The organism is Variovorax flavidus, from assembly GCF_030317145.1.
Lineage (GTDB): Bacteria > Pseudomonadota > Gammaproteobacteria > Burkholderiales > Burkholderiaceae_C > Variovorax > Variovorax flavidus.
Genome location: NZ_JASZYE010000002.1, coordinates 721219 through 737995, shown reverse-complemented (window position 1 = coordinate 737995; position 16777 = coordinate 721219). Strand labels below are relative to the sequence as shown.

The following is a 16777-nucleotide window of genomic DNA, read 5'->3' as shown; positions in this document are numbered from 1 at the left end:
GTTCTCCTAGGCCGCTTCGCGGTCCGGTGCGGCGATGCCGAAATCCTGCGGGTAGTGGTTCAGTGCCGAGAGCACCGGGAGCGGCGTCATGCTGCCCATGGCGCAGAGGCTGCCGTGAACCATCGTGTCGCACAGGTCGCGCAGCAGCTGCACCTGCTGGGGCTTGTTGTGCTTCGTCGAGGGCGGCGCAACGATCCTGTCGATGACTTCCACGCCGCGCGTCGAGCCGATCCGGCAGGGCGTGCACTTGCCGCAGGATTCGATGGCGCAGAACTCCATCGCGTAGCGTGCGAGCTTCGACATGTCGGCGCTGTCGTCATGCACGACGATGCCGCCATGGCCGAGGACCGCGCCGACGGCTGCGTAGGCTTCGTAGTCCATCGGAATGTCCCACTGCGACTCGGGCACATAGGCACCCAGCGGGCCGCCGACCTGCACAGTCTTGATCGGCCGGCCCGAAGCACTGCCGCCGCCGAAGTCGAACATCAGCTCGCGCAACGTCACGCCGAAAGCGATCTCGACCAGGCCGCCGTGCTTGATGTTGCCGGCCAGCTGCATGGGCAGCGTGCCGCGCGAGCGGCCCACGCCATGCTCGCGATACAGGTTGGCGCCGCGCGAGAGGATCACCGGCACGCTGGCGAAACTGATGACGTTGTTGATGACGGTCGGCTGGCCGAACAGGCCCTCGATGGCCGGCAGCGGCGGCTTGGCGCGCACGATGCCGCGCTTGCCTTCGAGGCTCTCCAGCATCGCCGTCTCTTCGCCGCACACGTAGGCGCCGGCGGCCTTGCGGATGACGAGGTGGAACGCACGGCCGGAGCCGAGGATGTCTGCGCCCAGGTAGCCTGCCTCGGTCGCGCGCCGGACGGCCTCGTTCATCGTGGCGATCGCATCCGGGTACTCGGAGCGGATGTACACGTACCCGCGCGTGGCGCCCACGGCGAGGCCCGCGATGGTCATGCCCTCGATCAGCATGTACGGGTCGCCCTCCATCGTCATGCGGTCGGAGAAGGTGCCCGAGTCGCCTTCGTCGGCATTGCACACGACGTACTTCTGCTCTGCCTGCGCGGAGGCCACCGTCGCCCACTTGATGCCCGTGGGAAAGGCCGCGCCGCCCCGGCCACGCAGGCCGGCGCCGAGCACCTGCTGGACGATGGCGTCCGACGCCATGCCCAGCGCCGCGCGCAGGCCGGCATAGCCTTCGTGCGCTTCGTAGTCGGCGATCGACAGCGGGTCGGTGACGCCCATGCGCGCGAAGGTCAGGCGCTGCTGCTTCGCCAGATACGGAATCTGCGCGGTCGGCCCGTGGCACAGCGCGTGTTCGCTGCCGGCGAGCATGCCGGCGTCCAGCAGCGCAGGAATGTCTTCCGGCGTGACCGGGCCATAGGCGATGCGCCCTTCGGCCGTCGCGACCTCGACCAGCGGCTCCAGCCAGAACAGGCCGCGCGAACCGTTGCGCACGAGGTTCAAGGCGACGCCGCGGCGCGCGCATTCCGCCTGCAGGGTCGACGCGACCTCGTCGGCGCCGACCGCCACTGCGGCGGAGTCGCGCGGCACGTAGACGGTGATGCCAGCCACCGTGCTCATGCCGGCTCCGCCAACTGCTTGATCACGCGGTCGAAGCGCGCCGGCGTCATGCGCGCAAGCAGCTTGTCGTTCACGACCACCGCGGGCGACGAGGCACAGAGCCCCAAGCAAAAGACCGGGTTCAGGGTGAAGCGGCCATCGGCGCTGGTGTTGCCGTGTCCGCCGTGCGTCTTGCAGCCCAGCGTGTGCTCTGCATGGGCCATCAGTGCGTCGGCGCCCATCGCCTGGCAAGCCTCGGCGCGGCACACCTGCACGACGGTGCGGCCCGGCGGCTCGCTGCGGAAGTGGTGGTAGTAGGTGACGACGCCATGCACCTCGGCGCGAGAGAGATTGAGCCCGTCCGCAATCTGCGGAACGACCTCGGACGGGATATGGCCGAGCGCTTCCTGCACGTCATGGAGGATGGGCAACAAGGCGCCGGGCTCGTCAGCGTGCCGTGCCAGCGCGGCCTGGGTTACATCTTCGGGGGTGGGGCTCATTCTTCTCGTCTCCATATAAGCTCTTGCCGGCATAAGGGTGACTCTGTACCCGGCCAATGTAGGCAGGCTCCTCCTATCCCGCAATATGATGGAATCGGCCAATCCCATAGGCGTTACAAGGCATAAGGAATAACCCGTGCACCAAGTCAGCATCAAGCCCCAGTGGACGATCAGCGGGCCCGGCGGCGCACCTCTTGCGGAGCGCACCGTGGCGCTGCTGGTCAGCGTGGCCGAGCACGGGAGCCTGCTCAAGGCCTGCCAGGCGATGCAGGTGTCGTACCGGCATGCCTGGCAGTTGATCCGTCAGGGCGAAGCCCTGCTCGGCGCGCCGCTGCTGCACATGGAGCGCGGCAAGGGTTCCGCGCTGAGCCCGCTGGCGGAGAAGCTGGTGTGGGCCGACCGGCGCATCGCCGCGCGGCTTTCACCAACGCTGGACTCGCTTGCGTCGGAGTTGCAGGTCGAGATCGACCGCGTGATGATGACCGTGGCGCCGCTGCTGCGCATGCACGCGAGCCACGGCTTCGCGATCGAAGCCCTGCACGATGCACTGGGGCGTGCCGGCATCGAGACCGAGTTGCGCTACTGCGGCAGCACCGAGGCCGTGGCGTCGCTGGACATGGGGGGCTGCGAGGTCGCCGGCTTTCATGTGCCGGTCGGCGAGTTCGAAGCCGAGTCGGTGGCGCACTACGCGCCGTGGCTCAAGCCCGCCACGCAAAAGCTGATCGGCGTCGCGACGCGGCGCCTCGGGCTCATGGTGGCGAACGGTGATCCCAAGAAGGTCTATGGCATCCGGGATCTGGCGCGGCCCGACATCCGCTTCATCAACCGCCAGTCGGGTTCGGGCACGCGCTTCCTGCTCGACCTCCTGCTGCGCAAGGATGGCGTGGACCCCGCGAAGGTGCATGGCTACGAGCAGTGCGAACTCACGCATGCGGCGGTGGCGGCATACGTGGCCAGCGGCATGGCCGATGTCGGCTTCGGCGTGGAGACGCCGGCGCGGCACTTCAAGCTCGACTTCGTGCCGATACAGACGGAGCGCTATTTCCTGTTGTGCGAGGAAAAGGCGCTCGATGCGCCTGCCGTACGCGAGATGCTGACCATCATCCGGGGCGACGACTTCAAGGCGACGGTGAATCGGCTGGCCGGCTATCAGGCGAACGAGCAGACGGGGATGGTGACAGACCTGCAGGCGTCGTTTCCGATCCTTGCGAAGCCGCGGGGTCGTGCGCGGCGAACCTAGGCGCTGCCTGCGAACCGTCTACTTCGCGGGCACCTGCATCGTGTTGCTCCGCAGCTTGCCACCGCCTTCGACGCTGCCGCGCGTCGTGGTGTCGCCGGTGCCCAGGACGCGCTTTTCGCACGCCTCGCGTGCAGTCCCCTCCGGCTGGCGCTGGCAGCGCGCCAGCGCGTTTTTCTGATACTGCTCCTCGCCCTTGGTGTTGAGCTGGCCCTGGCGCTTGGCCTCAGCAGCAGCCCCAGCTTCTCGGCTGGCCTGTGCAAATGAATTCGAGGCAGCAAGCGTGCTTCCCAAGATGAAGGCAACCGATGCAATGCGAGCAATAGACACCATGGGATGCTCCTTGGATGTGATGGGACGGGAAAGTTAGTACGGAGCCCTGCCCAAGTCAACAGCTTCAGATTGCACTGCTTCCCACGACCGGCCCTCCCGGCTCGCCACCTGATGACTACCTTCAGGCTCCATGGCAATCTCCGCGTCGACAGGACAGCATGCAATCGGGTCGCCGAGACCCGTTACTAGTCGACGCGCCTGACCAGCAACCGTTGCGGCCCCTGGCCCTCCGCTCCCAGACGGTCCAGAGGGTTGCGCAGCTTGCACCGGTCGATTGACAGGCAGCCGCAGCCGATGCAGTCGTCCAGCGTGTCGCGCAACTTCTTCAACTGCGCAATGCGCTCGTCCAGTTCGGCGCGCCACGACATCGAGAGCCGGGACCAATCCTCCCGGCTCGGCGAAGCGTCCGACGGCAGCGCGGCCAATGCGTTGCCGATTTCGGCCAGCGAGATGCCGACTCGTTGCGCCACCCGCACGAAGGCCACACGCCGCAGCATGGTGCGCGCGTAGCGCCGCTGATTGCCCGCCGTGCGGGTGCTGTGAATCAAGCCCTGGGTTTCGTAGAAGTGCAGCGCAGATACCGTGACGCCACTGCGTCGCGCGACCTCGCCGACGGTGAGCGTGGGGGAAATGCCGGCTTTCTGCAGTGCGTCATTCATCGGAAAAAACCTCTTGACCTCAACTTTACTTGAGGTTTGACAATTCAGGCCGCGCGCAGACCCTGTGTGCATTGACCCAAGGAACCATCCATGTCGAACGATTCCGCCGCTCTCTCGTCCACTCCCGTTTTCCGCATCGACAAGTTCGTCGTGCCCACCGATGTGCGCCCGGCGTTCATTGCCCAAATGCAGCGCGTCCAGGACATCCTGCGCACCTTGCCGGGCTGCCTGCGCACACACGTTCTCGACCAGACCGGCGGCACTGGCGAGTTCAACGTGCTGACGTTGGTAGAGTGGGCGAACGAGGAGGCCGTGGCCTCTGCCACCGTGGTCGTGAAGAAGAAGTTCGCGGACGAGGGCTTCGACCCCGTGGCGTTCACGAAGAACGCGGGCGTGCGCTCGGACCAGGGTTTCTACGTCGTCGCCTCCTGAGTTCGGCGGTCGGCCATTTCCAGACCTTCACAAGGCGCGCGGGCCCTAGACTTGGGCAGATGATCGCCACGCTATCCGCCGTCACGCGCGAACGACTGCGGCGCTTCATGCGCATCATTCGCATGGCCGCGGTCATCGGTGCGGGCGTCGGTGCGCTCTACGCCGGCGCGATTGCAGGACCGGGCGCTCGCTCGCTGCTCGGTTCCATGCTGATCTCCATACCGATTGGTGTCATCGACGCCGTGCTCACGGCTTCATGTATCGCCGGCATTGAGATCTTCCTGCTGACTCGCGCCTCGATGCGATGGCTCGACGCGATGCCGTTCGCTGCGGTGTTTGTGCTGAAGACGCTTGTCTACGGCGCGATTGCAGGGGCGGTCCTCGCCGGCCAGCCGGGGGAGCGCCTGTTCGGCGTCGTCAGCGTCTATGACGCACGCACCTGGCTGATTGCGGTTTTCCTCTCGCTCGTACCCGTGGCTGTCGTGGTGATGATGTTTCAGGCCGCGGGCCTCGTCGGCTACCGCACCTTTGTGGCTCTTCTGCTTGGAAAGTATCGCCGGCCCTATGCCGAGCGACGCTTCTTCCTCTTCGCCGACGTGGTGGGCTCGACCGCAATTGCCGAGCGGCTCGGGGCCCTGGAGGCGCATCGCTTCCTCGCCGCGGTTTTTTCGGCAGTCGCCGAACCGATCGAGCTGTGCCGCGGTGAAATCTACCAATACGTCGGTGACGAGATCGTCATCACCTGGGTCGAGGCGGACGGCGTTCCCGACGCGCGGGCGCTGCGCTGCTTCTTCGCGATGCGCGCGGCGCTTGCCGCGGACGCGAACCGGTTTGTCCAACGCTTTGGCGTGCCACCGGAACTGCGCGCAGCCCTGCATCTGGGCGAGGTCATCACCGGCGAGGTTGGCCAGGTGCGCCGTGCGATCGTCTTCCACGGCGACGTCATGAACACGACCGGTCGCCTCGAGCAGGCGACCCGCGAAGTCGGGTGCTTGTTCATCGCATCGGCGGAAGCGCTCGCCTCGCTGGGTCCGTCGCCCGAAATCCGTACCCACGACCTTGGTGCGCTGGCGCTGCGCGGACGAATCGAGCCCATCCATGCGTTCTGCGTCGAACATCTGGACAGGAGCGCCTTGAAGAGCGGTTGAATGCCGTGCGATGTGGTTTGCATTAAAGCGACAACCCAATCGCCTGCGTGTCTCCGGAATGCGCTGAAGCCCGCGGGCTTCGCCATACTTGCCTTCCCACCACAGCAAGGATTTCCATGTCAGCAGGCGGTTTTCACGTGCACGGCCCGCACGACCACGAACTCGAGCACGCAGGTGCGCACGGCGAGGCTGATTCAGGCCCCGCTTCCAGCGAGCATGGTCGCAGGAGCATGACCAGCCAGATCGCCGTATGTACCGCCGTCATCGCCACGGTGGGAGCAATCTTTGCGTACATGGGAGGGCTGACTCAAGCCAACGCGGGGCTCTACAAGAACAACGCCGGCATGAAGAAGACCGAGGCCTCCAACCAGTGGAACTACTTTCAATCGAAAAGCACGAAGCAGGCGCTGGCCGAATTTGCCCGAGACACGTCGCCCGAGGAGCGCAGGCAAGAGTGGCAGAAGAAGGTTTCGCGGTACGAGCAAGAAAAAGGCGAGATCCTGCTCGTCGCTCAGAAGCTCGAGGCGGACGCAACGGACTGGGACCAACGATCGGAGGCGCAGATGCACCAGCATCATCGCTGGGCGCAAGCGACTACGGCACTGCAAGTCTCCATCGCCTTGGCTGCCATGGCGTTGCTGACAAGGAGAAAGTGGCTGGAATGGGGCATGCTTGCAGTTGCCGGGGTCGGCTTGGTCATTGGCGCTCTGGCGGCGATGCACATCTGACCGCGGCGCGAGCCCGTGTCAACGATTCAGGGCCTTGCCTTGTAGTCAAAGCAGAGTAGATTGGGGCCAACAAAGTGCTCCGAATACTTGACGTTGGCGAGGAGGTTCGCGATGACATATCAACGCAGAAACCTGATTGTCGCGACAGGCGTGCTTCTGGCACTTCCGAGCATTGCTTTCACGCAAGCCAACAAGAACTTTCGCGTTGGCGTGCTCTCGTTCGACGACAACCCCCGGGATCCAATCTGGGTAGCCTTCATCATGGAAATGGCCGCGCTCGGCTACGTGGAAGGCCGTAATCTGACAGTCGTTCCAGGTTTTGCCGGAAAGAACGGGCGCAGCATCGAATCCGCTGCGGTTGAACTCGTCGGCCTCAACATCGATGTGCTCTACGTCGCTGCGGGTACCTCGGGCGTGCAGGCTGCGAAATCGGCCACTTCCACGATCCCGATCGTCATGTTGACCGCGGGCGAGCCAGTACGCGACAACCTCATCGCAAGTTTGAGCCACCCAGGCGGAAACATCACAGGCAACGCAAATTTCGGGCTTGACCTCCTCATCAAGCGGCTGCAAATCATTGTGGAAATCCTCGGCAGCCCTCGCCATGTCGCCTTTCTGACCCTCCGGCCATCCCCGTTCACAAGACACATCGAAGCCTATCGGGATACTCTTTCTGCGGCGGCACAGACGTTTGGCGTCGAACCTCACTTCTTTGTCGTCGACTCCATCGACGATCTTGAAGCTGCTTTTTCAGACATGACCCGTCGACGGATGGATGCGCTTGTGATTGACAGCACATCGACCTTCTATGTCCATGTGAAACGCGTGGGCGCACTTGTCGTCCAGCATCGTTTGCCCGCGATCGGTGATGGCCGCCGCTACGCAGATGCCGGTTTGCTAGTCGCGTACGGCATCGACTACAACGACCTGGCGCGCAAGTCCGCTCGATACGTCGACAGGATTCTGAGAGGTGCGAAGCCCAGCAACCTACCTGTTGAACGCGCCACAAAGTTCGAGATGGTCGTGAACCTCAAGGCAGCGGAGGACTTTGGGCTGAAGATCCCTCGCGGAATGCTCGCGGGCGCCAGCGAAGTCATCCGCTGAGCGCCAGCCACGGTCCGCCTTGGACCGCTATTCTGTGTCGACAGTCTTGCGCGCTGACGTCAGGGCCGCATGGAACGCTGGCGCGCAGTCTCTGCCCAAAATTCCGACAGAAGGCGCACCAGTTCATCGGGCTGTTCCTCGGGGATGAAGTGCCCGCAGTTGGCAACCACGCCGCCCTGAACGCTCTCGACAACGGTCGTCAGCAGCTCGCGGGTCTTGTCACCGAAGCTCGCGTCACCCCCCAGGGCGAGCACCGGGACACGGACCTTGTCGTGCACGAAGGGCTCCGTCTGTGACTGCGTGTCGAAGATCGCACGGTAGACGCCAAGCACGCCGCTCACACCACCCGGCGCGGCAAACGTGCGCATGGTTTCTTCGAAAGCCTCCTGCCCGATCGCGCTGGGGTTGGCGCAGTAGTTCTCGTAGAACCAGGCAAGCACCTCTCGTTCGTGTCCGGCAAACAGTGTTTCCGCGAGGCCGGGCGCGAACGCAAGCGGCCACCACCACAGGCCACCCCTGACGGTGCCTTGTGGCGTGAACTGCATCAGTCGCCCGAGGCACTCACCGGTGATGATGGGCTCGTCCAGGTAGGCCAGCGTGCGCACTTCCTCAGGATGTTCGCCGGCCCAGACCAGCGCCGCCGGCGCGCCCATGTCATGGGCCACGATGTGAAGGGGTCCGACGCCGAGATGCCGCAAGAGCGCGCGGAAGTCCGCGACCAGCGTGCGTGCGTCATAGCCTTGGGCCGGCTTGTCCGAATCACCGAAGCCGCGCATGTCGGGCACGATCACGGTGTGGGTCCGGGCGAGAAGGGGCAACACCTTGTGCCAGGACTGGGAGGTGCCCGGAAAGCCATGCCAGAGCAGCACGGGTTCGCCTTGGCCGGCAACCGTGTAGTGCAAGCGCACGCCGTTGACGCGCGTGGTTTCTCGCGTGCCGATCATGGCTGTCCTTGTTCACGAGGCGCACTTGGCCGCGTTGCGAAGGCACTCGGGCAGCCGGCGACGAAGCCGACGAGCCGTGCCCGGTGAGGGAGACGGTGTTGGAGGTGAGGCATGAATGGTTCCGGGTGCTGGCGGCAAAAAGATGGAGGCAATGGTCGAACACTGACTCGCCGCCGTCGATGCTAGTGACGCGACCCGCGAGCCGGTAGGTGGCCAGGGCGCATCACGCTGTTGCCTCGCAGACACCAAGGATGCGAGAAACCTCAGTGCCGACTACCTTCTTCCTTGCCGCGTCGATCGTCCGGGCGAAGGGCTCCGTCCCATCAGGCTCACTTCCTGCAGTCGCCGCCGACCGATACCGAACCGTCCTTGCATTCGGTCAGGATGCCGTCATTGCCGCGCCGGAGGGCCGGAGATGAAGCGGGCGAAGGGGGAGTGGCTTCTGCTTCGTAGACGATCTTCTTGCTGCCGCGTTCGCAGATGCCGACGATCTTGCCGCTGACCGTGGCATCGGCAGTCACGGTGGTGAGCGTGAAGCGCATCACGCCCGCGCTGCGAATCTTCGCGTCGATCTGCGCCAGTAGGTCATCGCAGTTGCTGGCGGCACTCGCGGAGCCCGTGAAGGCCAATACAACGATAGGGAGCAGGGTTGGCTTGAGCATCGGGTGCTGGAAGGTGCAGACTCATTGGACAGCGAGCGGCGGCGGGAAAAACGTGCGCGCTGCCACATCACCCCTGGGGCGATAGAACCGGAACGTCAGGCTGTACGCCTGGCCCTTGGGTGTCGGTAGCCAGTTGCCGTTCGGGGCCTCCTTCGGTTGCGCATCGGCGAAGTACAACGTCAGCGATCCATCCGCGCCATATTCCAGCTTGGATTCCTTGTTGAGCAAGTAGCGCTTCAACGGATTCGGCAACACGCGCCGCTGGACTGCGTCGACGGCGATCACGGACCAGAAGTGCGTGGCGTACTGAGCCGGCAGCTCGTCTTTCGGGAAGTGAATTGTGTAGGCACGGTCCCCCGACAGCGGCTTGCCCGCCGTGTCCGTGAAGGCCTTGTAATAGATGACTTCCTCGGGAGTATTGGCCCAGATGCCGCCGTAGTTGATGAGGGTACGCACCAACCAGTCTTCTCCGTAAACCCCGGAGGTTGAGGGCAGCGCCCAGGCGTTGCGAACCGTCCCGTGCCCGAGGTTGGGCATCGCCTTCTTGATGTCGGCGAAGGCCTTGGTTCGGATCGCTTCGTCAACGCGCTTGCGCTCGTCTGGCTGCTCGACGGCCTTTGCGATGGCCCGCACATGAGCCTGCAGCGTCTCCATGCCAGGATTGATGTCCGCCTCGCTGTCGAGCGCCAGTTCAGCCGAATCGAATGCCTCGACGCCCGGCAATGCATCGATCTCGAACATGACTGTCTTCGGCACCGCAGGGGTGGCCGGTTGACCGATCGAGCGGATGTCGAATTGCTGCTGCAGAGCGACCGCGTCGTCCCAGTTCGCGCCGAGCTCGACACGCGACAACACACGCATGGCCTTGACCGGCACGTCCACTCTTTGCGCGTCGGCGGGCACCTCGACGCTGCTTCCCTTCAAGCACACCGCGAACTTGCCGCTCGGATGTTGGCCGAACACGCGCTCATTGAGGTTGGCGACCGTCTCGCCCCAGCCGTTGAGGAACTGAACCGTGTAGTAGCGGCCGGTGATCTCCGGCACCGACACCAATGCGCAGCTCGTCTCGTCCACGGAGACCCAGGCCTCTGAATAGGCCACATCGAGATTCGGATTAGGCCAGGCAACCTCGCCGGGCTTGCGGTGGACGAGGCGGTTCCATTGAAAGCCTTCCTTGAAGTCCAACTGTTGCTGCCGAAGCACGAGCAGGCGGCCCAGCAGGTAGATGTAGGCATCGCTGATCTGCTGATCCGCCAGGGCCAGGGTGGTCGTCATCGCTTTCTCCAGCGCTGTTGCGTTGATCAGTTCGACCCGCCTCCTGGCGAGAGGGTGCGCTCGGATTGCTCCGCGGTCACGACGCTCACGGGCACGCCGAACCGCTCGATGCGATGGGCGAGGTCGAGGCGCAACCAACGGGAGATCCGCTCCGGTAGCGTCGAGACGATGACCTCGTCGTACTTCTCGCGCTCGAGCGTCTGCTGCACGGCCTCGTACGGATCGGTGGCCCCGACGATCCCTTGCACATGCGAGCCCGCGGCCGCGTCGAGCAACGGAATCGCGAGTTCGAGCGTGATCGCCGCCTCCTCGGTGTCGGGGTCCCAATACGGCCGGGGAACCAGGAGCGTGAACTTGCACGGCCCGCGTGCGGCCCGCTCGGCGACGGCGGCAAGCAGCTTGGGCGACGCAGCGGTCCGATGCGCCACGATGAGGATGCGCCGGTCACTCATGATGTGAGACACCTCCGGGGGGTCGGCAACATGCTAGTCCTGTCTTTCGCTCGCTGCAACCGAGGGCGCAAGGGTGCCGGACAGCCGCCAGTTCATGCTCTCTTGACGTTGCCGAGTTTGGCGATCAGGCCGCAGCTCCTCCGTCGACGTCGAGCGAGATGCCCGTGATGAAGCTGGCGTCAGGGCTTGCGAGGAAGGCTACGGCAGCCGCGATCTCTTCGGGCCGGCCATAGCGGCCGAGCGGAATGGCTGCCTTTTGCACGGCGGCGAAGTCGCCGTTCTGCGGGTTCATCTCCGTGTCGATCGAGCCTGGCTGCACGGTGTTGACGGTGATGCCGCGCGGGGCGAGGTCGCGCGCCCATCCGCGGGTGTAGGCGGACACTGCCGCCTTCGTCGCCGAGTAGTCGGCCACGCCCGGCCAGGGCGTGCGATCGGCGGCGCCGGAGCCAATCGAGATGATGCGGCCGTGGTCGCTGATGAGCGGCACTGCTGCGCGCACGGCAGCGGCCACGCCGCCGACGTTGACAGCAAACTGGCGTTCAAAGGCGGCGACGTCGCTGTCGGGCGCGCCGACCTGGCCGACCACGAACACGCCGGCGTTGTTGACGAGGATGTCGAGCTTGCCGAAATGGCGTGCGGCATTGTTCACCAGCGCTTCGACCTGCAGTGGGTCGGCCTGGTCGGCCCGAAAGGCTGCGGCGCGCACGCCCAGACCCTCCAGTTCCTTGACCAGCGCCTTGGCGCGGTCGGCGGAGGCCGAATAGCTGATGGCGACATCGGCGCCGTCGTGCGCCAAGCGGCGCGCGATGGCGGCACCGATGCCGCGTGAACCGCCGGTGACAAGGGCGACTTTGTTGGCGTGGGGCTTGGACATGCTGTTCTCCGAGATCTTGTTGCGCTCGCTGTCGCGTTGACAGCGAGCTTCGGTTTCTGATGAGGCCGGGTATTACGCGGCCAGCGCGTCGGCGGCAACGATGTTCGTGGCGACGTCGATGTTGCCGTGGACGGCCTTCGAATAAGGGCACATCTGATGCGCCGCATGCGCGATGGCCTCAGCCACGTCGAGTGCGACGCCGGGCATGCGCACATCGATCCGGGCCTGAAGAAAGTACGCACCGCCGGTCTGCCCGAGGTCGACTTCGATGTCGACGGCCATGTCGGCGGGCAGCGCCACCTTCTTCGCCTTGGCTGCGACGCCCAGTGCGCCGGTGTAGCAGGCCGACCAGGCTCCGGCGAACAACTGCTCCGCGGTCGGATGCAACTGGATCGCCTGGAGCACGATTTCATTGTCGGCCTTGCCGGGAATCGACATCCGGATGTCGACGCGCTCATCGCCGCGCGGGGCGCCCTCACGGTGGCTTGGCGTCGTATGGGTCTTGCCCGTCAGCAGCACGGTTTGGATCTTGGTGGTCATTTCGGATTCCTTTTCGGTTAGGTTGGCCCTGTATTCGGAGCGCGGGACGCTTGTATGGATGCGCCGTGCGCCATTGGCATCGCGATTGGGCGTGGATCGCTTGCCGGGAACGGGATGGAAGGGAGCGGAGAGTCAGGGGTGAGTGGCGATGGCATGAAGTGTCGGATCGGACCCTGCGTTGACCAAGATGGTGGGCGGGACATGTTTATTTCCAGTTCGCCAATAATCCGGCGATGGACCAGATCGCAGCCATGCGTGTGTTCGCCCGGGTCGTCGAAGCCGGAACCTTCACGCGGGCGGCCGATTTGCTGCAGATGCCAAAGCCCAGCGTGACCAAGCTGGTCCAGCAACTGGAGAGCCACTTGGGTGTGAGGCTGCTGCAGCGTACGACGCGACGTGTCACGGTGACGCCGGAGGGCGCGGCCTACTACGAGCGCATCTCGCGGGTGCTGGACGAGATCGACGACATAGAAGCCGATGTCACGAATGCACAGGCCAGCCCGAGAGGCCGCTTGCGTGTGGACATTGGCTCCTCGCTGGCCAACCGAATCCTGATTCCCCTGCTTCCGGCGTTCCACGCGCGCTACCCTGAGATCGTGCTCGAGCTCGGCGTGAGCGACCGGCCTGTCCACCTGATCGGTGAAGGGGTGGATTGCGTGCTCCGCGGCGGCGTGCTGAGTGACCCGTCGCTGGTGGCGCGCCGCATCGCGCAGATGCCCTACATGACCTGCGCGACGCCCGATTACCTGAAGCGCCACGGCGTGCCGGTGACGCCGGCCGACCTGCTCGACGGTCACCGGGTGGTGAGCTACTTCTCGTCGCGCACGGGGCGCTACCTTCCGCCGCGCTACGAGCGCGGCGACGAGCACATCGAGATCAAGGGACATGCCGTCGTCTCGGTCAACGAAAGCACGGCCCACCTGACCGCGCTGCTGACCGGGCTCGGCGTGGCGCAGACCTTTGCCTTCATGGCGCAGCCGCACGTCGAGAGCGGGACGCTGGTCGAGTTGCTGGCCGACTGGGAGCCGCCGCCGATGCCCGTGTCGATCGCCTACCCGTCCAGCCGGCACCTGAGCGCCAAGCTGCGGGCCTTCATCGACTGGACGGTGGAAGTGTTCGCGTCGCACGGTTCCGTCCGTCGACGGTGAGAGGCGCCGACATACCCCAGGAACGAGCCGCTTCGACTTCTAAACTATCCGCATGAATCGACGCAATCTCGTGTTATCCGCCCTGGCCGCAGGGTTCGTTCAAGTGGCGGCGGCCGGCCCGCAACGCCAGGAAAAGACCGAGTGGTCTCGCTTCTTCACAGAAGCCGATGCACGAGGCAGCATCGTCGTGCTCGACGCCCGAGGCAAGTCTGAAACGACCCACGTCTACAACGTGGCGCGTGCCGAGCGGCGCTATTCGCCGGCATCGACCTTCAAGATTCCACACAGTCTTTTTGCGCTCGATGCCGGACTGCTGCGCGACGAATTCCAGGTCATCCCGTGGGACGGCGTGAAGCGGTCCCAGCCCGCCTGGAACGAGGACCAGAATCTTCGCTCCGCGATGAGGAACTCCACGGTCTGGGTGTATGAGCGCTTCGCCAAGGAACTCGGCGATGCGCGCGAGACGGCCTACATGCGAAAGATCGGCTACGGCAATGCGGTCGCCACGGGCGACAAGCCATTCTGGGTTGACGGCGACCTCGCCATCTCATCCTTCGAGCAGATTGACTTCCTGCAGCGGCTCTACCGCAATCAGCTGCCCTTCCAGATCGAACACCAGAGGCTCGTGAAGGACGTGATGATCAATGAAGCGGGCCCCGACTGGATACTGCGCGCAAAGACAGGATGGACCGGAAAGATCGGCTGGTGGGTCGGTTGGGTGGAGTGGCCCAGCGGCCCCGTCTTCTTCGCCCTGAACATGGATACCCCGAACAGGCTCGGCGACCTTGCGAAGCGGCAGAGCATCACACGCAGCGTTCTGCGTTCCATCAACGCGTTGCCTGTAGCGCCATAGCCTTTGGCTCGACAAGCCGTCGCCCCGGCAGCGCCTCCAGCCTTTCGGTCAGGAACTCGACCAGCATCCGGACGCGCAGCGGTTGCTGCCGGCGCGGGGCATAAAGCAGATGGGCATGCTGCGCCGGCCCGCTGTAGGGCGGCAGCACACGCACCAACTCGCCTGCCGCGACGAGGTCGGCCACCGCCCAGGAGGGCTGCAGCGAGATGCCGGCGCCTTGCCGCACGCAGTCGAGCATGGCCACGGCGCTGTTGAGGCGGTAGCGGCTTCGCACCGTGACCTGGACGCTGCGGCCGTTGCGATCGTGATGGAGAACCAGGCCGTCGTCTGCCCCGGGCGCGTAGCGGATGTAGGCATGGTTCGCCAACTCGTCCGGCTTGCGTGGCATTCCGTGAAGCGCGACGTAGCGCGGCGCGGCCACCAGCCATCGTGGCCAGCTTCCGACGTAGCGCGCGACCAGGTTCGGCGGCAGCGGTCCGCCGAGGCGCAGGGACACGTCGATGCGCTCTTCGAGTGGATCGACGAAGCGGTCATCCAGGAGAAGCTCGAGCTCTATCGCGGGATGCATATCGAGAAATGCCATTGCCATCGCGTTGACACGGCCCTCGCCCATCGCGCGCGGCGCGCTCAGCCTCAGGAGGCCGCGCGGCGTGTGCGTCTGTGCATGCACGTCGGCCAGGGCTTCGTCGTAGTCCTCCACCAGGCGTTGCGCCCGCTCGTGAAAGCGCAGCCCTTCATCGGTCAGCGCAAGGCGCGACGAGGCTCGCTGCAGAAGCCGCGCTCCGAGTTCGTGCTCTAGTGAAGCCAGCAGCTTGCTGATGGTCGGCTGCGTGGTGTCCATGGCCCGCGCGGCGCCGGACAGGCTGCCCAGTTCCACGCTGTTCAGAAAGGCCCGGATGGCGCGGAGGGTGTCCATGCATTCGATTTTGGAATTGACTGGATTCCATTTTGCCATCTTCTCAATGATTCGGGAATATTCGACAGTCACTGCACATCCACACCACTCAGGAGCATCGATATGCAAGCAAGAGCAAGAAACCATGGCGTCTGGCACAAGGCCGCTGCCGCCGCCGCATTGGCCGCGACGCTGACACTGGGCACCCAGGTCGCGGCCGCGGGCGCACCGCTGGCCAGCTACTGGAGCAGCAGCTGGACGGCTTCGCCCCAACCCCTCTGGGGCGGCGAGTTCGTGCTGCCGACCAACGTCCCTTTCCAGTTCAACCGGCAGACCGTGCGCCAGGTCGCGCGGCTCAGCGTCGGCGGCTCGCGGCTGCGGGTGGAGGTGAGCAATGAATTCGGAACCCAGCCATTGCACATCGACGCACTCCGCATTGCCCGCCATCAGGAGGGCTCTGCAGTGGTGAGCGGCACCGAGCGCGTGCTGTACTTCGGCGGACGGAGCCAGCTGGTGCTGGCCCCCGGCGCACGGGCAGTGAGCGACCCGGTCGACCTGGCCGTGCCGGCATTGAGCCGGGTCGCGGTGTCGATGTATCTGCCGCGGCCGACCGCGCCTTCGACCTTCCACTGGAATGCCAACCAGACCGCCTATCTGGCGGACGGCGATCTGACCGCTGCACCGGCGATGCCGGCCACTGCTGCGAAACTCGGTACTCGCGTCTTCCTGAGCGCGTTGCTGGTGGACAGGCCCGAGCCTCCGGTCGCCGTGGTCACGCTCGGAGACTCCCTCACGGACGGCAACGGCACGACACCCGACACGGACCACCGCTGGCCGGACTTCCTGGCGGAGCGGCTCAGCGGGCGGGGCGTCGCGGTGTTGAACGCCGGCATCGCCGGCGGCCGGCTGCTGCGCGATGGCATGGGCCCCAGCGGTCTGGCACGAGTCCAGCGGGACGTGCTCGCCCAACCTGGCGTGCGCGCAGTGATCGTCAAGCTCGGCACCAACGACATCGGCTACCCGGGCGGCCCCTTCGCGCCCCATGAAGCGCAGGTGACGGCGCAGGAGATGATCGACGGGCTGCGCCAACTCATCGCCCTGGCGCATGCGCACAACGTGCGCATCATCGGCGGCACCATCGCGCCCAACGAGGGAGTGGCTGCAGGCACGCCGATCGAAGCCCACCACAGCGTCGCCAAGAACAAGGTGCGCGAAGCGGTCAACCAGTGGATCCGCAAGAGCGGGGAGTTCGACGGGGTCGCGGATTTCGACGCGGTGCTGCGTGACCCCGCCCGCCCGACGAGGATGCTTCCCGCCTACGACGCGGGGGACCACCTCCATCCCGGCGACGTCGGCGCCCGCGCCATGGCGCAATCGATCGACCTGGATGCGCTGCTGAGCGAGCAATAGAAGAGGCGGCGGAAACA

The 16777-nt window shown here is 65.2% G+C and carries 19 protein-coding genes; 8 read left to right on the top strand and 11 right to left on the bottom strand.

Translation table 11 applies throughout. From position 1 onward, the window contains the following. Nucleotides 1–6 precede the first annotated feature (6 nt). Nucleotides 7–1587 carry a formate dehydrogenase beta subunit gene (locus QTH90_RS14165; RefSeq protein ID WP_286665182.1) on the bottom strand — a complete coding sequence of 527 codons (1581 nt, stop codon included), beginning with the start codon at nt 1585–1587 and terminating at the stop codon, nt 7–9. Next, a complete protein-coding gene (locus tag QTH90_RS14160; RefSeq protein ID WP_286665181.1) occupies nt 1584–2066 on the bottom strand; it encodes a formate dehydrogenase subunit gamma in 483 nt (160 codons plus the stop codon). The genes QTH90_RS14165 and QTH90_RS14160 overlap by 4 nt, the downstream gene beginning before the upstream one ends. Nucleotides 2067–2202: 136 nt before the next feature. Here QTH90_RS14160 and QTH90_RS14155 point away from each other — a divergent pair, with 136 nt between their 5' ends. Then, nucleotides 2203–3306 carry a substrate-binding domain-containing protein gene (locus tag QTH90_RS14155; RefSeq protein WP_286665180.1) on the top strand — a complete coding sequence of 368 codons (1104 nt, stop codon included), beginning with the start codon at nt 2203–2205 and terminating at the stop codon, nt 3304–3306. An 18-nt stretch (nt 3307–3324) separates the two neighbouring features. On the opposite strand, the gene QTH90_RS14150 is transcribed toward QTH90_RS14155, so the two are convergent. Then, nucleotides 3325–3636, bottom strand: a complete 312-nt coding sequence (locus QTH90_RS14150; RefSeq protein ID WP_286665179.1) for a hypothetical protein — start codon at nt 3634–3636, stop codon at nt 3325–3327. Nucleotides 3637–3821: 185 nt separating this feature from the next. After that, nucleotides 3822–4295, bottom strand: a complete 474-nt coding sequence (gene soxR, locus QTH90_RS14145; protein WP_286665178.1) for a redox-sensitive transcriptional activator SoxR — start codon at nt 4293–4295, stop codon at nt 3822–3824. 90 nt (nt 4296–4385) lie between these two features. Here soxR and QTH90_RS14140 point away from each other — a divergent pair, with 90 nt between their 5' ends. The 4 genes from QTH90_RS14140 (at nt 4386) to QTH90_RS14125 (ending at nt 7707) form a co-directional block, all read left to right on the top strand. After that, entirely contained in the window at nt 4386–4727 is a 342-nt protein-coding gene (locus QTH90_RS14140) for an antibiotic biosynthesis monooxygenase (RefSeq protein WP_286665177.1), read from the top strand. A 59-nt stretch (nt 4728–4786) separates the two neighbouring features. Beyond that, nucleotides 4787–5875, top strand: coding sequence for an adenylate/guanylate cyclase domain-containing protein (locus QTH90_RS14135; RefSeq protein ID WP_286665176.1), 1089 nt, complete (start codon nt 4787–4789; stop codon nt 5873–5875). 116 nt (nt 5876–5991) lie between these two features. Beyond that, nucleotides 5992–6603 carry a DUF4337 domain-containing protein gene (locus QTH90_RS14130; protein ID WP_286665175.1) on the top strand — a complete coding sequence of 204 codons (612 nt, stop codon included), beginning with the start codon at nt 5992–5994 and terminating at the stop codon, nt 6601–6603. A 111-nt stretch (nt 6604–6714) separates the two neighbouring features. After that, nucleotides 6715–7707, top strand: a complete 993-nt coding sequence (locus QTH90_RS14125) for an ABC transporter substrate-binding protein (RefSeq protein ID WP_286665174.1) — start codon at nt 6715–6717, stop codon at nt 7705–7707. Between the two features lie 59 nt (nt 7708–7766). Here the strand turns inward: QTH90_RS14125 and QTH90_RS14120 are convergent, their stop codons facing one another. The 6 genes from QTH90_RS14120 to QTH90_RS14095 all read right to left on the bottom strand — a co-directional run bounded on the left by QTH90_RS14120 (nt 7767) and on the right by QTH90_RS14095 (nt 12454). Then, nucleotides 7767–8651, bottom strand: a complete 885-nt coding sequence (locus tag QTH90_RS14120) for an alpha/beta fold hydrolase (protein WP_286665173.1) — start codon at nt 8649–8651, stop codon at nt 7767–7769. A 329-nt stretch (nt 8652–8980) separates the two neighbouring features. Then, the gene (locus QTH90_RS14115) at nt 8981–9313 is read right to left on the bottom strand and encodes a DUF1161 domain-containing protein (protein WP_286665172.1); all 333 of its coding nucleotides are present in this window, start codon (nt 9311–9313) and stop codon (nt 8981–8983) included. A 21-nt stretch (nt 9314–9334) separates the two neighbouring features. Next, nucleotides 9335–10588: a DUF1214 domain-containing protein gene (locus QTH90_RS14110; protein ID WP_286665171.1), complete on the bottom strand. Its 1254-nt coding sequence runs from the start codon at nt 10586–10588 to the stop codon at nt 9335–9337. Nucleotides 10589–10614: 26 nt separating this feature from the next. Beyond that, a complete protein-coding gene (locus QTH90_RS14105) occupies nt 10615–11040 on the bottom strand; it encodes a hypothetical protein (RefSeq protein WP_286665170.1) in 426 nt (141 codons plus the stop codon). Nucleotides 11041–11164: 124 nt separating this feature from the next. Next, nucleotides 11165–11914 carry an SDR family NAD(P)-dependent oxidoreductase gene (locus QTH90_RS14100; RefSeq protein WP_286665169.1) on the bottom strand — a complete coding sequence of 250 codons (750 nt, stop codon included), beginning with the start codon at nt 11912–11914 and terminating at the stop codon, nt 11165–11167. Between the two features lie 72 nt (nt 11915–11986). Beyond that, on the bottom strand, nt 11987–12454 hold the full coding sequence (locus QTH90_RS14095) for an Ohr family peroxiredoxin (RefSeq protein ID WP_286665168.1): 468 nt from the start codon (nt 12452–12454) through the stop codon (nt 11987–11989). A gap of 233 nt (nt 12455–12687) precedes the next feature. Between QTH90_RS14095 and QTH90_RS14090 the strand changes: the two genes are divergently transcribed. Together QTH90_RS14090 and blaOXA are read left to right on the top strand one after the other, a co-directional pair. Further along, nucleotides 12688–13602, top strand: coding sequence for a LysR family transcriptional regulator (locus tag QTH90_RS14090; protein WP_286665167.1), 915 nt, complete (start codon nt 12688–12690; stop codon nt 13600–13602). Between the two features lie 52 nt (nt 13603–13654). Continuing rightward, a complete protein-coding gene (gene blaOXA / locus QTH90_RS14085) occupies nt 13655–14455 on the top strand; it encodes a class D beta-lactamase (protein ID WP_286665166.1) in 801 nt (266 codons plus the stop codon). Here blaOXA and QTH90_RS14080 read toward each other — a convergent pair. Next, nucleotides 14430–15371, bottom strand: coding sequence for a LysR family transcriptional regulator (locus tag QTH90_RS14080; RefSeq protein WP_286665165.1), 942 nt, complete (start codon nt 15369–15371; stop codon nt 14430–14432). The two genes, blaOXA and QTH90_RS14080, sit on opposite strands and share 26 nt — an antisense overlap. A gap of 102 nt (nt 15372–15473) precedes the next feature. On the opposite strand from QTH90_RS14080, the gene QTH90_RS14075 reads away from it, so the two are divergent. Further along, the gene (locus QTH90_RS14075; protein ID WP_286665164.1) at nt 15474–16760 is read left to right on the top strand and encodes an SGNH/GDSL hydrolase family protein; all 1287 of its coding nucleotides are present in this window, start codon (nt 15474–15476) and stop codon (nt 16758–16760) included. The last annotated feature ends 17 nt before the right edge of the window (nt 16761–16777 follow it).